Here is a 15,000-nt window from a genome sequence, read left to right on the forward strand (position 1 = left end):
CATCGGCGAAGCCTCAAGCCCGACAGCCAGTTCCAGAAAACCCAGAGCGACAGCCAGCAACGAAGGGATCCACTGTGAGCCGAGAGACCACTGCGAACACGAACGACAAGCTCACTACGGCCGTAGGCGCACCCGTTCCCGACAACCAGAACGTCGTGACTGCCGGGCCCCGCGGGCCGCAGTTGCTGCAGGACGTCTGGTTCCTCGAGAAGCTCGCACATTTCGACCGTGAGGTCATTCCGGAACGTCGCATGCACGCCAAGGGTTCCGGCGCCTTCGGAACTTTCACGGTCACGAACGACATCACCCGGTACACCAGCGCGAAGATCTTCTCCGAGGTCGGCAAGAAGACCGAGCTGTTCGCCCGCTTCTCCACTGTTGCCGGTGAGCGCGGCGCCGCCGATGCCGAGCGTGACATCCGCGGTTTCGCGGTCAAGTTCTATACCGAGGAGGGCAACTGGGACCTGGTCGGTAACAACACCCCGGTCTTCTTCTTCCGCGACCCGCTGAAGTTCCCCGACCTCAACCACGCCGTCAAGCGTGACCCCCGCACGAATCTGCGTAGCCCCGACAACAATTGGGACTTCTGGACGTCGCTGCCCGAGTCGCTGCACCAGGTCACCATCGCGATGAGCGACCGCGGCATCCCCTCATCGTACCGGCACATGCACGGATTCGGTTCGCACACCTTCAGTTTCATCAACGCCGCGGGCGAACGCTTCTGGGTGAAATTCCACCACCGCGTGCAGCAGGGTGTCGAGAACCTCACCGACGCCGAGGCCGAGGCCCTGGTCGGCGCCGACCGCGAGAGCCACCAGCGCGACCTCTTCGACGCCATCGAGGCCGGCAATTTCCCGAAGTGGAAGCTGTGCGTGCAGATCATGCCCGAGGCCGACGCCGACACGGTCCCCTACCACCCGTTCGACCTGACGAAGGTGTGGCCGAAGGCCGATTACCCGCTGATCGAGGTCGGCGAATGGGAGCTCAACCGCAACCCCGACAACTACTTCGCCGAGGTCGAGCAGGCCGCGTTCAACCCGGCGCACGTCGTGCCCGGCATCAGCTTCTCCCCGGACAAGATGCTCCAGGGCCGGTTGTTCTCCTACGGTGACGCGCAGCGCTACCGCCTCGGGGTGAACAACTACCAGATCCCGGTCAACGCGGCTCGTTGCCCGGTGAGCAACTTCCACCGTGACGGTGCTATGCGGGTCGACGGCAACAACGGTGGCACCCTGCACTACGAGCCGAACAGCTACGGCAAGTGGCAGGAGCAGAGCCGGTACCGCGACCCCGCGCAGGCGGTGGGCGCGTTCGCAGACCGGTTCAACTTCCGCGAGGACGACGACGACTACTTCTCGCAGCCGCGCGTGTTGTTCAACAACATGAGCGACGAGCAGAAGCAGGTGTTGTTCGAGAACACCGCGCGGGCCATCAACGGCGCGTCGCAGCAGGTCGTGCAGCGGCACATCGACAACTGCACGCAGTGCGATCCCGCCTACGGTGAGGGCGTCGCGAAGGCGATCTCCGCGCTGGGCTGAGGGAACACCGGGTCCGCCCGGTCCGGGATACCCCGGACCGGGCGGACTCTTCTGCCACGAACAGGGACCGCCGCGGCATATCGTGGACTTCCGGACTCTTTCGTGGGAGGACTGATGACCGATCCGTCGCCGCAGGACGGCACCCCCCGTTTCAGCGGTCTGCGTGCCCTGTTCGTCAACTGCACCCTGAAGCGGTCTCCCGAAGTGAGCAACACCCAGGGGCTGATCGACCGCAGTGTCGGGCTGATGGAAAAGGAAGGTGTCTCGGTCGACCAGATTCGGGCGGTGGACCACGACATCGCGACCGGCGTCTATCCGGACATGACCGAGCACGGGTGGCCGAGCGACGAATGGCCCCCACTGTTTCAGCGAGTGCTGGACGCCGACATCCTGGTGCTGGCCGGTCCGATCTGGCTCGGCGACAACGGTTCCGTCACGAAGCAGGTGATCGAGCGGCTGTACGGTTGCTCGTCGATTCTCAACGACCACGGCCAGTACGCGTACTACGGGCGTGCCGGGGGTTGCCTGATCACCGGCAACGAGGACGGTGTCAAGCATTGCGCGATGAACATCCTCTACAGCCTCCAGCATCTCGGATACGTGATCCCACCGCAGGCGGACGCCGGATGGATCGGTGAGGCCGGCCCGGGCCCGTCGTATCTCGACGAAGGGTCGGGCGGCCCGGAGAACGATTTCACCAACCGCAACACCACGTTCATGACGTACAACCTGATGCATGTCGCCGCGATGTTGAAGAAGGCCGGCGGGTTCCCCGCGTACGGGAATCAACGTTCGGAGTGGGACGCGGGTTGCCGCCCCGACTTCGCCAACCCGGACTACCGCTGATCCGTCCCACCCGAGAGGGAAGTCATGTGCCGATTGTTCGGGTTGTCCGCCGCCCCTCACCGCGTCCGCGCGTCGTTCTGGCTGCTGGACGCCCCGGACAGTCTGGCGCAGCAGAGTCACCGCGAGCCGGACGGCACGGGACTCGGCACGTTCGCGGAGGACGGAACTCCGGTGGTGGAGAAGCAACCGCTCGCGGCGTACGAGGACAAGGAGTTCGCGCAGGAGGCGAAGCATCGCTATTCGGCCACGTTCGTCGCGCACATCCGTTTCGCGACCACGGGTGAACTGCTTCCCCAGAACACCCATCCGTTCGCCCAGGACGGTCGCGTGTTCGCCCACAACGGCGTGGTCGAGGACCTGACGAAGCTCGAGGCGGAACTGGGCTCCGACCTCGCACTCGTTCACGGTGACACCGACTCGGAACGCGTCTTCGCCCTCGTCACCAGTCACATCGGCAGGAACGGCGGCGACGTCACGGCCGGCATCACCTCGGCCGCCCGATGGCTGGCGGACACCGTGCCGATCTACGCGCTCAACATCCTGCTGACCACACCCGGCGAATTGTGGGCGCTACGGTACCCGGACACCCACGACCTGCTCTTCCTCGAACGTCGCGCGGGTGGTCCGAGCGGTGGTCGCCACCTCCAGCACGCGAGCACTCCCGGCCGAATCCGTGCCAGGTCCGAGCATCTCGCCGAGCATCCGGCGGTCGTCGTCGCCAGTGAACAGATGGACGAGGATCCCGGCTGGACGCCGCTGCAACCGGGCGAACTGCTTCACGTCGACCGCGACCTCACCGTCACACGGGAGGTGATCGTCGACCGCCCACCGCGTTACCCGATCCGCCTCGCCGACCTCAATGCCCGCGCCGCAGCCGCGCAGACCGAGAAGTAGCCAACCCCGGTCAGAACTCGATCCGCACGTGCTCGCTGACGGGACGTGCCTGGCACGCGAGGACGTAGCCGCTCGCGATGTCCTCGGGATCGAGGATCGACGCGTTGTCCATGTCCACTTCTCCCTCGACCACCGTGCATGCGCAGGAACCGCATTCGCCCTCGCGGCACGAGTAGGGGACGTCGAGGCCCCGGGAGAGCATGACGTCGACCAGCGTCGCCTGGCGGGGCCAGCTCAGGTTGTGCTCTTCGCCGTCGAGTTGCACCTCGACCGTCGACGCCGCTCCCGCTCCCGTGTCCGGCAGTTCCTCGACCACGACGTCCGCGAACGGATCCCCGGACAGGGAGGTGAACACCTCGGCGTGCACGCGGTCGCGCGGGACGCCGGCGAGTGCGAGCGACTCGTGGATCGCGTCCATGAAGGGACGCGGTCCGCAGAGGTAGGCGCGGTGGTCCCGGAACCGGTCCGACAGATTCGCGAGTTGCCGCGGTGTCGGCAGGCCCTGCACGCTCTCGAGCCAGTGCACGATGGTCAGCCGGTGTTCGTGGCGCGCCGCGAGTTCCCGCAACTCGTCGGCGAAGATGACCGATTTCTCGTCCCGGTTCGCGTACACGAGAACGACTTTCCCGCTGCCCTCGCTGAGCGCCGACTTGAGGATCGACATCACCGGGGTGATTCCGCTGCCCGCGGCGAACAGGATCAGGTCTTCGTCCAGGCTGGCCGGAGTGAACACGCCCGCGGGAGGCAGAACCTCGATGCGGTCGCCGACGCCGACGTTGTCACACAACCAGTGCGAACCGTACCCGCCTGCGGTGCGTTTGATCGTCACCTTCGGCAGGTCGTCGGTGAACGGCGAACTGGCCAGCGAGTAGCACCGGGCGACGGACCCCGTCCGGTCGCTCGGGATGCGCAGCGTCAGGAACTGACCTGGCTTGTAGGCGAATTCGTGCCGACGCTCGTCGGGGACGTCGAACACCAGCGACCGGGCGTCGGACGTCTCCTCCACGACAGCGGCCACGGTGACCACTACTGATCGCGAACTGCGTGGTGTTTCAACGGTCGTCATCGCGACGGTGCCCTCTCGCTACGGTAATTCGATCCTGCCGAAACTAGTGCAGATCGACGGCGGCGTCCGCAGCTCTTCCCGCTGTGCGGGACCCGGATCATCGTCGTCAGCCCCAACGGGACTGCCCGCCGTCAGCCCCAACGGGACTGCCCGCCGTCAGCCCCAACGGGACTGCCCGCCGTCCAGGGGGATGGTCGCGCCGGTGAGGTAGCCGGCGTCCTCGCTCACGAGGAACACGACGGCGCGCCCGATGTCGGTCTCGGCGTCGCCGACGCGTCCGAGTGGGATGCCCGCCACGAACTCTGCCGCCTCGTCCGGATTCCGCTCCATCCACCGCTCGAGGGCCGGACTCTTCGCGTGCGGGGCCACGGACAGCACCCGGATGCCGTCCCGCCCCCACTCGCACGCCGCCGACCTGGTCACCGAACGCATTCCCTCCTTGATCGAACCGTAGGCGCCGTAGTTGCTCGCGTCCCAGCGCACGGCCGCCGACGTGACGAGGTTGACGATCACGCCGCCGCCGCGCGACTTCATGTGCGGGTGGCACGACTGCATCATGCGCAGCGTCGCGAGCGGTCCCGTCGCGAACGACCGCTCGTATTCCTCGTCGATCACCGACAGGATCGGTCCCGGCGTGCAGTCGTTGGCGTTGTTGATCAGGATGTCGACGCCGCCGAACACGTCCACGGTCCGCTCGACGGCGGACGCGATGTCCGCGCGCCTGCTGACGTCGCACACCACCGGTTCGCTGTGGGCGCCGAGTTCGGTGAGTCGCTCGCACGTGCCGTGCAGTTTCGATTCGGTCCGTCCGGCGACGGCGATCGCCGCGCCCTCCCGGGCGAGGGCCAGGGCGATTCCCTGCCCGATCCCCTGTCCCGCACCCGTGATCAGCGCGACCTTGCCGTCGAGTTTGCCCATGTCCACTCCCGTTCCCCTACTATCGAACCAAGCATTTGCTTGTTTTCGGTCCTCGTGCCGATTTCCCCGATCTCATTCGAGCGCCAGGAATCCTCGCGCTCCCTCACTCCGAAGGTCTCCCGTGACAATCCCCCATCCTCTCGATTTCAGTGGCCGCACCGTCGTCGTGACCGGCGGAACCAAGGGCATCGGTTTCGTCGTCGCCGAATCGTTTCTCGCCGCGGGTGCGAACGTGCTCGTCTGCGGTCGCTCCACACCGGACACCCTGCCGGCGCACGGTGATCGCACCGCCGTGTTCCGCGCGACCGACGTCCGCGACCACGCCGACGCCGCCGCACTGATCGACGACGCCGTCGCGCGGTACGGCCGCCTCGACGTCCTCGTCAACAACGCGGGCGGTTCGCCCGACGCCGACGCGGCCACCGTCTCACCGCGTTTCGTCGAGAAGATCGTCGCGCTGAATCTGCTGGCACCCTTCACCGTCGCCCAGGCCGCCAACGCGGTGATGCAGCAGCAGTCCGACGGCGGTGCCATCGTCAACATCGGCAGCGTCTCCGCCCACGATCCGCAACCCGGCACCGCCGCGTACAGCGCCGCGAAGGCCGGCCTGCTGGTGCTGACGAAAGCGCTTGCGCTCGAATGGGCTCCGAAGGTCCGGATCAACCACATCACCACGGGTCTCATCCGCACCGAGAGCGCGGCGTCCGTCTACGGTGACGACGGCGGCGCCGCCGTCACCCGAACCCTGCCGATGGGGCGGATGGCTGTGCCGTCCGACATCGCGGACGCCTGCCTGTTCCTGGCGAGCACGCAGGCGTCGTACGTGAACGGCGCCGATCTCGCCGTCCACGGCGGCGGCGAATACCCCGCGCGGTACCTCGCGACCCACTCCTGACCTCCTCGCCGAATGTCACATCGGTTCAGTTCATCTGCACCGGTGTGACATTCGGCGACGGCGGGCGAACGTGCGGTCAGCCGAACGCGGCGCGGGCGCCGGCGATGAGCGGCCGATCGCCATGGACGAGTTCGAACGACGCGTCACCCGCATCGCCCCAGGCTCGCAACGTCGGTGCGCCGCCCGGATACACCGGCGCGGCGAACCGTCCCTCCAGCCGGACGAGGTCGGCCGGGTGGACGTCCAGCGCTCGCGCGAGTTCCAGCGTGCTCGCGGCGAGGGTGCACAGCCCGTGCATGATCGGCCTGGGCTGCCCGATCCGCTCGGCCGCCGCCGGGTCGATGTGGATGTGATGCCGGTCGCCGGTCAGCCGGTACAGGGCCGCCTGGTTCTCCGCTGTCTGCAGAACAGCCTCCACGGCCGGTTCGCCCTCGGACCGAGACGGTTTCGCGGGGCCTCGATCGCCACCGAAACCGCCGGCACCGGGCGCGAACAGCGACCAGGTGGCGACGAAGAACTCGGACTCGACGCGCACCTCGAACACCGCTGCCGAGCCCTTGTCCCACACTTCGCCGACCGACGCCGACAACGCGATCTCGCCGCGACACGGTAGTGGCGCGAACACCGTCAGTTCCTGCGATCCGTGCAGTGCCGTCTTCGTGTCGAAAGCGCCCCGCGACCCCAGTTCGTCCGGCGCCCACTGGGCGAGGGTGAGCGCGAACGTGGGCAACACGCGCAGACGCTCCTCGAAGACGAGGTCCATTTCGGTGGCCCGTGCACCCACCGACAGTGCGTACAGGATGGCGTCGCGCTCGTCGTAACTCACGGTGCGGGTGCCGAGGTCCTCGCCTCGCCACGCTCCTGCCGTCGTGCGCTCGGTTGTCGTCATGATCAGTCCTCTCTGCCCAGGATCAGGCCGCTGGTGGGCACGGCGGTGCCCGCGGTCACCAGCACGTTGCCGATGCCGTCCGGTTGTGTGGTCGACGTGCCGCGGATCAGGCGTACCGCCTCCGCGATGCCGTTGACGCCGTGCAGATAGGCCTCGCCGATCTGCCCGCCGTGGGTGTTCGCCGGGAGGCGGCCGCCGACCTCGAGGTGTCCGTCCCGGATGAAGTCCTTCGCCTCGCCGGGGTCGCAGAAACCCAGTTCCTCGAGTTGCGGCAGGACCAGCGGGGTGAAGTGGTCGTAGAGGATCGCCGCCGAGATGTCGTCCGGCGCGAGACCGCTCTGCCCATAGAGTTGCCTGCCCACGAGGCCCATCTCGGGGATCCCGGTGATGTCGGGCCGGTAGTAGCTGGCCATCATGTGCTGGTCCTTGCCGGAGCCCTGCGCGGCGGCCTTGACGATCGCCGGGGTGGTGCGGAGGTCCTTGGCGCGTTCGGCGGAGACGACGACGAGGGCCTGACCGCCGTCGGTTTCCTGGCAGCAGTCCAGGAGGTGCAGCGGTTCGGCGATCCACCGCGACTGCTGGTGGTCGTCGAGGGTGATGGGCCGCCCGTGGAACCAGGCGGCGGGGTTGTCGGCGGCGTGCTTGCGTGCGACGACCGCGACCCGGCCGAAGTCCTCACTCGTGGCGCCGTACCGATGCATGTACCGGCGGGCGAACATCGCCACCCACTGGGCGGGCGTCGACAGTCCCTGCGGGGTCAGCCAGGCGTACGCCGCCCGGTCCGCGGTGCTGTCCATCGGGCGGTCGTGCTGCCCGAGTCCGTAACGCACACCGGACCGTTCGTTGAACGCGCGGTAGCAGACGACGACGTCCGCGATGCCCGTCGCCACGGCCATGGCCGCCTGCTGGACCGTGGCGCACGCGGCGCCGCCGCCGTACCCGATGCGGGAGAAGAACTTCAGCTCGCCGATGCCCGCGTTGCGGGCGACCAGCACCTCCCCGTTCGTCTCGGCGGTGTACGTGGACAGTCCGTCGACCTCGGACGGGTCGATGCCCGCGTCGGCGAGCGCGGCGACGATTGCCTCGCACGCCAGTTGCAGTTCGCTTCGTCCCGAGTGCTTGGAGAATTCGGTGGCTCCGATGCCGACGATGGCGGCGGCGCCCGACAGGGGGCTGGTCACAGGTCTCCTCGTGCAGGCCAGGCGACGACGACGGTGCCGGTGGCGTGATCACCGAGGCTGTTCGCGCCGCGGATCTTCACGGTGACGAGGTCGCCGTCCTTCGCGACCACCTCACCGGTCAGGGTCATCTCGTCGCCGGGGTAGTTGGAGGCACCGAGCCGCACCGCGATCCGGCGCAGCGACACGTGCGGGCCCGCCCAGTCGGTGACGAACCTTCCCACCAGCCCGTTGGTGGTGAGGATGTTCATGAACACGTCCTTCGACCCCCGCTCCACCGCGCGGGCCGGGTCGTGGTGAACGTCCTGGAAGTCGCGGGTGGCGAGGGCGGTGGCGACGATCAGGGTGCGGGTCAGCGGAATCACCAGCTCCGGCAGCCGATCGCCGATCGTGACGGACTCGTAGGTCGTGGCGCCGACGGTCGCGGTCATGCGACCACCTCGACCCCGGCCGCCAGCTGCGCGCCCAGACGTGCCAGGTCGGAGCCGGCACCGCCGAGTGTGGCGGCGAGCTGTTTGCCCCACAGCAGGTGCCGGTGCACCGGGTAGTCGGTGTCGACGCCGATTCCGCCGTGCACGTGCTGCGTGCGGTGAACGACCCGCTGCCCGCCGTCGGTCGCCCACCATTTCGCGACCAGCACAGCGGTTCCCGGATCTTCCCCGCTCGCGAGGAGCCAGACGGCCTGCCACAGCGTCACCCGCATGGCCTCGAGGTCGATATAGCAGTCCGCGAGCTGGTGGGTGACGGCCTGGAACGTCGCGAGCGGGCGACCGAACTGGGAGCGTCCGTTGAGGTACGTGACGGCCTGACTCACCGCACCTTCCCCCACGCCCAGTTGCAGGGCGGCGACGGCCAGTTCCACCCGTTCGAGCAGCCATCGCACCGCGGTACCGTCCGCCGGGCCGATCGGTTCCGCGGGGGCCTCGGCGAACGTGACGTTCGCGCAGATCTCGTGGGTGGTCGACTCCGCCTGCTGCGCAGTCACGCCCGCGGTCTCCGGATCCACCAGGAACAGCGCTGGACCGCTGTCGGTGGTCGCGGAGACCAGGAGGCGTTCGGCGAGGTTGGCCACCGGCACTGCGGCCTTGGCGCCGTGCACCTGCCACCGGCCGTCCACCTCGCGTGCCGTCGTCGCCGGTTCGCCCGCGACGTACGGTCCGAACTCCTCGAGTCCGACGGTGACGATCAGGCTGCCGTCGGCAGCCGCGGGGACCAGCGCGTCCCGTTGGTCCGGCGTCCCGAACTCGGCGATCGCGAGCGCGCCGAGGACGTGCGGCCACACCGGAACCGGCGCCACGGTCCGGCCCTGCTCCTCGAGCAGGACGTACAGTTCGGCGAGTCCCATGCCGCCGCCACCGCGGTTCTCGGGCAGGGCGATGCCGAGCAGACCCGTGGTCGCCAGTTCGCGCCACAGTTCCCGGTCGATCCTGTCAGCGCTCGACTCGACGTCCTTGATCCGCTCGGGTCGCGACTTGGCAGCGAACACGTCCGCGGCCAGCCCGCGCACCGCTTCCTGCTCCTCGCTGAAGGTGAAATCCATCAGTGGTCCTCCAATTCCGGCCGGAATACGGGAAGGGTGAGTTCCGGGTCGGCGTCGATCCAGTCCAGTACCACCGGCATTCCGATGCGCACGTGGTCGGGTTCGACTCCCGTCATGTTGGCGATCAGGCGGGTGCCCTCCTCGAGTTCGATCACCGCGACGATCAGTGGGTAGTCGAAGGCGTCGATCTTCGGGTGGTGATTGACGACGAACGTGTAGACGGTGCCCCGCCCCGACGCGTCGACGGTGTCCCACTCGGTGGAGCGGCACTCCCCACACATCGGTCCGGTCGGGTGCCGCAGCACACCGCAGCTCACGCACCGCTGAATGACGAGGCGGTGCTCGCGTGCGGCCGCGAACCAGAACGCGTTGTCGTCGTCGAGGGCGGGCCTCGGGCGCAGCGGGCGCGTGGCCGTGCGCTCGGCGGGCCGGAAGCGGAGTGTCCGCCACCGCTGGGTGCCGACGATCTCGCCGTCGCCGTTGCAGTACGTCTTGAGGGTGGTGACGAAATGTCCTGCGCCGAGACCGGTCTGCTTCTCCTCGGACACGGACTCGACCACCTCGGTCGTGCTCACCCGGTCGCCGGGGCGCAGTTCGGCGAAGAATTCCTGGTCCGAATCCGTGGCGACGACAGACGTGAATCCCGCCTCGTCGAGTGTGGCGATCAGTTCCGTCCAGACGGGTGACGGGTCGGCGCCGGACATCTTGTCGGCGTACGTGCGCATGGTCCACACCTGCAGCATCTGGGCGGGTGCCACCGCGCCGCCGCGGCCGGTGGCGCGCGCGGCGTCGTCGTCGAGGTAGACGGGGCTCGTGTCACCCATCGTCTCGACCCAGTGCCGGATCATCGGAGTGTTCACCGGGTCGGGACCCCAGGTGGCCGGGACGATCGTCCGTCCCTCGAAAGCGCGTAGCCGGGTGAGGAGTTCGCTCATTTCACGCTCTTCTCGCGGACGAGTCCGAGGCCGAGGGTGCCGACCATGTCGCGGAGCACCTCGTTGACGCCGCCGCCGAACGTGTTCACCACGCTTTGACGGGAGATCTGTTCGATCTGGCCGGCGAGGATCGCGCCCGGCGAGCCCGGACGCAGCCGTCCGGCGGCACCGAGGATCCCGAGCAGCGTGCGGTAGACGTCGACGTGGGTTTCGGTGCCGAACGTCTTGGTGGCGCCGGCATCGGCACCCGACAACGCATCCCGCGCGACCGCGGCGGTCATCTTCCAGTTCAGCAGTCGCATCGCCTCGAGCTTCGCGTGAGTGCGCGCGAAGTCCATCTGCACCCACGGGATGTCGAGTGCACCGTTCTGCCCGGCCCAGTCGAGGACCTGGTGCCACAGGCCGAGCGCCCGTCCACCCAGCGCGGCGAGCCCGATGCGTTCGTGATTGAGCTGCGCGGTGATCAGCTGCCACCCGCCGTCGACGTCGCCCACGACGTCCTGATCGCCGACCCGGATCCCGCTGTAGTAGGTCGACGTGACCGTCAGCCCACCCACGGTGTGGATCGGCGACCAGCCGAAACCGGGATCGTCGGTGGGCACGATGAGGATCGAGATGCCCTTGTGCTTGGGCGCGTCCGCATCGGTGCGGCACGCCAGCCACACGTAGTCGGCCGTGTTGGCGCCACTGGTGAAGATCTTGTTGCCGTCGACCACCCAGGTGTCCCCGTCGCGCACCGCCCGGGTCTGCAGCGAGGCGAGGTCGGTGCCGGCTTCCGGTTCGGTGTAACCGATGGCGAAGACGATGTCGCCGGCCAGTATGCCGGGAAGGAACCGCGCCTTCTGCTCCCCGGTGCCGTACTTCATCAGGGTGGGTCCGACGGTGTTGACGGTGACGAACGGGAACGGCAGTCCGGCCCGTTGCACCTCGTCGAAGAACACGAACTGGTCTTCGATCGACCGTCCCTGCCCGCCGTACTCCACCGGCCAGCCGACACCCAGCCAGCCGTCCTTGCCCAGGAGTCGCACGATGTCGCGGAAGTGCTCTCCGCCCACACCCTCCTCACCCGCGATCCGCCGCGTCTCCTCCGGCAGCAGCGCCGCGAAGTAGGCGCGCAACTCCCGCCGGAGTTCCCGTTGCCCGGGCGATTCCCTCACATCCATCGGCGTCCTCCTCGAGCCTGTGCGTGGCTGTCGCCACGTGTGTTCTGGACGCTAACCAGCAGTCCCACGCCTCGGTGCCGATGTCTCGGTCAGCGGGAGGCGGCTGTCGCCGATGCCGGACGTCCGCTGGAATGGTGGAATGGCCACCGGATTCGCTCTCACCGAACTCACCGCCCGCTACGCGCGGGCCGTCGACCGGCGCGAGGCGGCAACGCTCGCGGCCTTGTTCGACACCGACGCGACGTTCGTCCTCCCGCCTGCGTTGACGGGCACCGGCGCGGCAACGGAACTCCGCGGCAGTGACGTGCTCGCGTCCGCCGTCGTGGACGCGGTCTCGCATCTGCAGTCCACCCGGCACGTCGTCCACCAGCAGGTGATCGACGTGGACGAGTCGACGGCGTCGGGCGAGACGTACTGCACGGCGCACCACGTCTATGCCGGCCGAAACGGATTCCGCGACAACCGGATCGCGTTGCGCTACCACGACCGGTACGTGCTCGGCGTCACGGGCTGGCAGTTCTCCCGGCGCGAACTGATCGTCGACTTCAGCGAGGACGTGCCGGTCACCGTGCCGGACTGAGTCCCAACCGCGCCGAGCAGGCGGCCATCTCGTCGATGACCTGGCCGAGGGACTGCGCGTGCCGGGACGCCGACAGCACGAGCCGATTCGCGCCCAGGTCCCGGGACCGGTCGAGCTTGGCCTCGTCCAGCCGCGGCAGCGTGGCACCCAGCACGAGGTCGACCTCGGCGGGATCGCGGCCGGCGTCCGCTGCCGCCGCCCGCATCCGGGCGATCGCCCGGTCCAGGTCGTCACCGGCCAGGCCGAGCGGCTGGAACCCGTCGCCCAGCCGCCCTGCCCGTCGTGCGGCCGCCGGGCTGTGTCCGCCGATGTAGAGCGGCACTCCCGTATCCCGGTGGGGTTTGGGCCAGCTCTGGGCGCCGCGGAAAGAGAAGTGTTCGCCCGCGAAGTCGACCGCGCTGGTGCCCGACCACAGCGCCCGCATCACCGCGATCGCCTCGTCGGCGACCGCGCCGCGCCGGTCGAAGTCGCCGCCGCAGGCCTCGATCTCCTCGCGCATCCAGCCGAGACCGAGGCAGATGCGGAGGCGCCCCGCGGACAGCCGGTCCAGGGTGGCGAGACGCTTCGCCAGCACCACCGGGTGGTGGTTGGGCAGGACCAGTACTCCCGTCGCGAGACCCAGGGTCGTCGTGGCGCCGGCGACGAACGACAGCAGTTCCAACGGGTCCGGCAGGCTGCAGTCGTCGGGCAGGTGCGACTTGCCGGTGGGCGAGTACGGATAGGCACTCGCCGTGTCCGCGATGACGACCGAGTGCTCGACGGCGGAGATCTCGTCGAACCCGAGTGATTCGGCGGCCCTTGCAAATTCGAGTATCCACTCGGGCTCGCCCGCCCGTCCCAGCTCGACGGGAATCACCACACCCAGTTTCATGTCACCCTCACCGTCACACGTGCAGGAATCGTTGCCGGCCGTGCGTGTGGAACTCCTGCTCCAGCGCGGCCTTCTCACTGTCGGTCATCTCGTGGTACTCGGGAACACCGCGTCCCGCCCACCGGAAGACCCGATCGTCGCAACGCCAGCGCTGTTCCTGCAGCATTCGTTTGAGCACCTTGTTCGATCCCGTCACCGGCAGGTCCGTCGACACCCGGACGAAGCGCGGCGCAGCCTTCGTGCCCAGGTCGTCCTGGCCACCGAGGAACGCGGCGAACTCCGCCGGATCGAAATCGGCCGGGTCCGACACCTCGACGGCCGCCATCACCTGATCGCCCGACCGCGGGTCGGGGACGGCATACACGCCGGTAGCGACCACTTTCGGGTGGCGGCGCAGAATCCGCTCCACCATCAATGCCGAGGTGTTCTCCCCGTCCACGCGGATCCAGTCGCCCTTCCGGCCGGCGAAGTAGATGAAGCCGGCCTCGTCGACGTACCCGAGGTCGCCCGTCCAGTACCAGCCGTGCCGGATGCGGTCCGCGATCGCGCCCTCGTTCTTGTAGTAGCCCTCGAACCGCGCCGCGCCGGCCTTGTCGATCATTTCGCCGATCGCCTCGTCCGGGTTGAGCACGCGACCGTGCTCGTCGAGCCGCGCCCGGGCCTTCTCCATTCGGGTGTCGGGGTCGACGATGACGATGTTCTCGTTCGCGGGTCTGCCGAGCGCGCCCTCGGGGGCGTTCGGGTCGAGCGTCACCGAACCGGCGCCCTCGCTCGAGCCGTACCCTTCGTACAGTTCGGCGCCGAACCGGCGGACGAATTCGGTTTTGTCCTCCGGGGAGGCCTCGGTCCCGAAACCGCGGACGAGCGTGTTGTCCCGGTCGTCGGGTTGCTCGGGTGTGGCCATCAGGTACGCCAGCGCCTTGCCGACGTAGGTGAAGAACGTGGCGCCGAAGAACCGGATGTCGGGCAGGAATCCGGACGCGGAGAATTTGCGCGGCAGGCAGACCGTGGCGCCGTTGGCGAGGGCGGGCGCCCACAGCGCCATCAGCGCGTTGCCGTGGAACAGCGGCATGCAGCAGTAGTCGACGTCGTCGCGCACGTGCCCGTATTTGGCGGTGTTCGCGTATGCCAGGCGGGCGAGCCGGCCCTGGCTGCACCGCACCGCCTTCGACGTGCCGGTGGTGCCGGACGTGAACAGCAGGAGGAACAGCGTCGACGCGTCGATCCCGGGATCGACGGCCGGGCTCTCCACTGCGTGGGACGCGACGAGTTCGGTGTAGGCCGGATCGTCGACCAGCAGAAACCGGTCCTCGGACAGCCCGAGGTCGAGACCGGCGAGCTGCGCCTTCCCCGCGGTGTCCGTGACGATCAGCTGGCAGTCGACGTACCGGATCTCGGCCTCGAGTTCCGCCCCGCGACGGGTCGGATTGATGCCGACGACGGTGGCGCCCGCGAGCGCAGCGCCGCCCAGCCAGAACAGGAACTCGGGGGTGTTCTCGAGCAGGACACCGACGTGGAACGGTCCGTCGCGCCGCAGCGAGGACGCGACGGTCCCGCGGGCCGCACTCTCGCGCACCACCTCGTCCCAGGTCCAATCCTGTTCCCGGGTGCGGACTCCCAGCCTGTCGTCGCCCAGCCGGTCGAGCAGCATCCGGGCGATCGTGGTGCGTTCCAACTCCATCTCTCC

15 protein-coding genes are annotated in these 15,000 nt (G+C 68.5%); 5 read left to right on the plus strand and 10 right to left on the minus strand.

The window, feature by feature from the left end:
* The first annotated feature begins 74 nt into the window (after window positions 1-74).
* The 3 genes from ACFVJ3_RS08680 (at window position 75) to ACFVJ3_RS08690 (ending at window position 3,278) form a co-directional block, all read left to right on the plus strand.
* Window positions 75-1,538 (plus strand): catalase, encoded by a 1,464-nt coding sequence (locus ACFVJ3_RS08680; RefSeq protein WP_378451675.1) that lies wholly within the window; start codon window positions 75-77, stop codon window positions 1,536-1,538.
* 114 nt (window positions 1,539-1,652) lie between these two features.
* Complete coding sequence (locus ACFVJ3_RS08685) at window positions 1,653-2,384, plus strand: flavodoxin family protein (protein ID WP_378451676.1); 732 nt, start codon at window positions 1,653-1,655, stop codon at window positions 2,382-2,384.
* Window positions 2,385-2,408: 24 nt separating this feature from the next.
* A complete protein-coding gene (locus ACFVJ3_RS08690; protein ID WP_378451677.1) occupies window positions 2,409-3,278 on the plus strand; it encodes a class II glutamine amidotransferase in 870 nt (289 codons plus the stop codon).
* A 10-nt stretch (window positions 3,279-3,288) separates the two neighbouring features.
* On the opposite strand, the gene ACFVJ3_RS08695 is transcribed toward ACFVJ3_RS08690, so the two are convergent.
* Both ACFVJ3_RS08695 and ACFVJ3_RS08700 read right to left on the minus strand, forming a co-directional pair.
* The gene (locus ACFVJ3_RS08695; protein WP_378451678.1) at window positions 3,289-4,344 is read right to left on the minus strand and encodes a 2Fe-2S iron-sulfur cluster-binding protein; all 1,056 of its coding nucleotides are present in this window, start codon (window positions 4,342-4,344) and stop codon (window positions 3,289-3,291) included.
* 156 nt (window positions 4,345-4,500) lie between these two features.
* Window positions 4,501-5,262, minus strand: a complete 762-nt coding sequence (locus ACFVJ3_RS08700) for an SDR family NAD(P)-dependent oxidoreductase (RefSeq protein WP_378451679.1) — start codon at window positions 5,260-5,262, stop codon at window positions 4,501-4,503.
* Between the two features lie 121 nt (window positions 5,263-5,383).
* Here ACFVJ3_RS08700 and ACFVJ3_RS08705 point away from each other — a divergent pair, with 121 nt between their 5' ends.
* Window positions 5,384-6,157 (plus strand): SDR family oxidoreductase, encoded by a 774-nt coding sequence (locus tag ACFVJ3_RS08705; protein WP_378451680.1) that lies wholly within the window; start codon window positions 5,384-5,386, stop codon window positions 6,155-6,157.
* A gap of 76 nt (window positions 6,158-6,233) precedes the next feature.
* Here ACFVJ3_RS08705 and ACFVJ3_RS08710 read toward each other — a convergent pair whose 3' ends face one another.
* From ACFVJ3_RS08710 to ACFVJ3_RS08735, 6 genes are read right to left on the minus strand one after another with little or no spacing between them, the layout of a single operon-like run.
* Window positions 6,234-7,046 (minus strand): MaoC/PaaZ C-terminal domain-containing protein, encoded by an 813-nt coding sequence (locus ACFVJ3_RS08710; protein WP_378451681.1) that lies wholly within the window; start codon window positions 7,044-7,046, stop codon window positions 6,234-6,236.
* 2 nt (window positions 7,047-7,048) lie between these two features.
* Window positions 7,049-8,227: a lipid-transfer protein gene (locus ACFVJ3_RS08715; protein ID WP_378451682.1), complete on the minus strand. Its 1,179-nt coding sequence runs from the start codon at window positions 8,225-8,227 to the stop codon at window positions 7,049-7,051.
* Entirely contained in the window at window positions 8,224-8,655 is a 432-nt protein-coding gene (locus tag ACFVJ3_RS08720; protein WP_378451683.1) for a MaoC family dehydratase, read from the minus strand. Before ACFVJ3_RS08720 ends, ACFVJ3_RS08715 begins: the two co-directional genes overlap by 4 nt.
* A complete protein-coding gene (locus tag ACFVJ3_RS08725) occupies window positions 8,652-9,764 on the minus strand; it encodes an acyl-CoA dehydrogenase family protein (protein ID WP_378451684.1) in 1,113 nt (370 codons plus the stop codon). The genes ACFVJ3_RS08720 and ACFVJ3_RS08725 overlap by 4 nt, the downstream gene beginning before the upstream one ends.
* Window positions 9,764-10,699, minus strand: coding sequence for a bifunctional MaoC family dehydratase N-terminal/OB-fold nucleic acid binding domain-containing protein (locus ACFVJ3_RS08730; protein ID WP_378451685.1), 936 nt, complete (start codon window positions 10,697-10,699; stop codon window positions 9,764-9,766). The genes ACFVJ3_RS08725 and ACFVJ3_RS08730 overlap by 1 nt, the downstream gene beginning before the upstream one ends.
* Complete coding sequence (locus tag ACFVJ3_RS08735; protein WP_378451686.1) at window positions 10,696-11,862, minus strand: acyl-CoA dehydrogenase family protein; 1,167 nt, start codon at window positions 11,860-11,862, stop codon at window positions 10,696-10,698. Before ACFVJ3_RS08735 ends, ACFVJ3_RS08730 begins: the two co-directional genes overlap by 4 nt.
* A 139-nt stretch (window positions 11,863-12,001) precedes the next feature.
* On the opposite strand from ACFVJ3_RS08735, the gene ACFVJ3_RS08740 reads away from it, so the two are divergent.
* On the plus strand, window positions 12,002-12,442 hold the full coding sequence (locus tag ACFVJ3_RS08740) for a nuclear transport factor 2 family protein (protein ID WP_378451687.1): 441 nt from the start codon (window positions 12,002-12,004) through the stop codon (window positions 12,440-12,442).
* Here the strand turns inward: ACFVJ3_RS08740 and ACFVJ3_RS08745 are convergent.
* Together ACFVJ3_RS08745 and ACFVJ3_RS08750 are read right to left on the minus strand one after the other, a co-directional pair.
* Window positions 12,426-13,313: an LLM class F420-dependent oxidoreductase gene (locus tag ACFVJ3_RS08745; protein ID WP_378451688.1), complete on the minus strand. Its 888-nt coding sequence runs from the start codon at window positions 13,311-13,313 to the stop codon at window positions 12,426-12,428. The genes ACFVJ3_RS08740 and ACFVJ3_RS08745 overlap by 17 nt on opposite strands.
* A gap of 13 nt (window positions 13,314-13,326) precedes the next feature.
* Window positions 13,327-14,994 carry an AMP-binding protein gene (locus tag ACFVJ3_RS08750; protein WP_378451735.1) on the minus strand — a complete coding sequence of 556 codons (1,668 nt, stop codon included), beginning with the start codon at window positions 14,992-14,994 and terminating at the stop codon, window positions 13,327-13,329.
* Window positions 14,995-15,000: the final 6 nt, after the last annotated feature.

The organism is Rhodococcus sp. NPDC127593 (assembly GCF_042671975.1).
In the GTDB taxonomy this organism is placed as follows: Bacteria; Actinomycetota; Actinomycetes; order Mycobacteriales; family Mycobacteriaceae; genus Rhodococcus_F.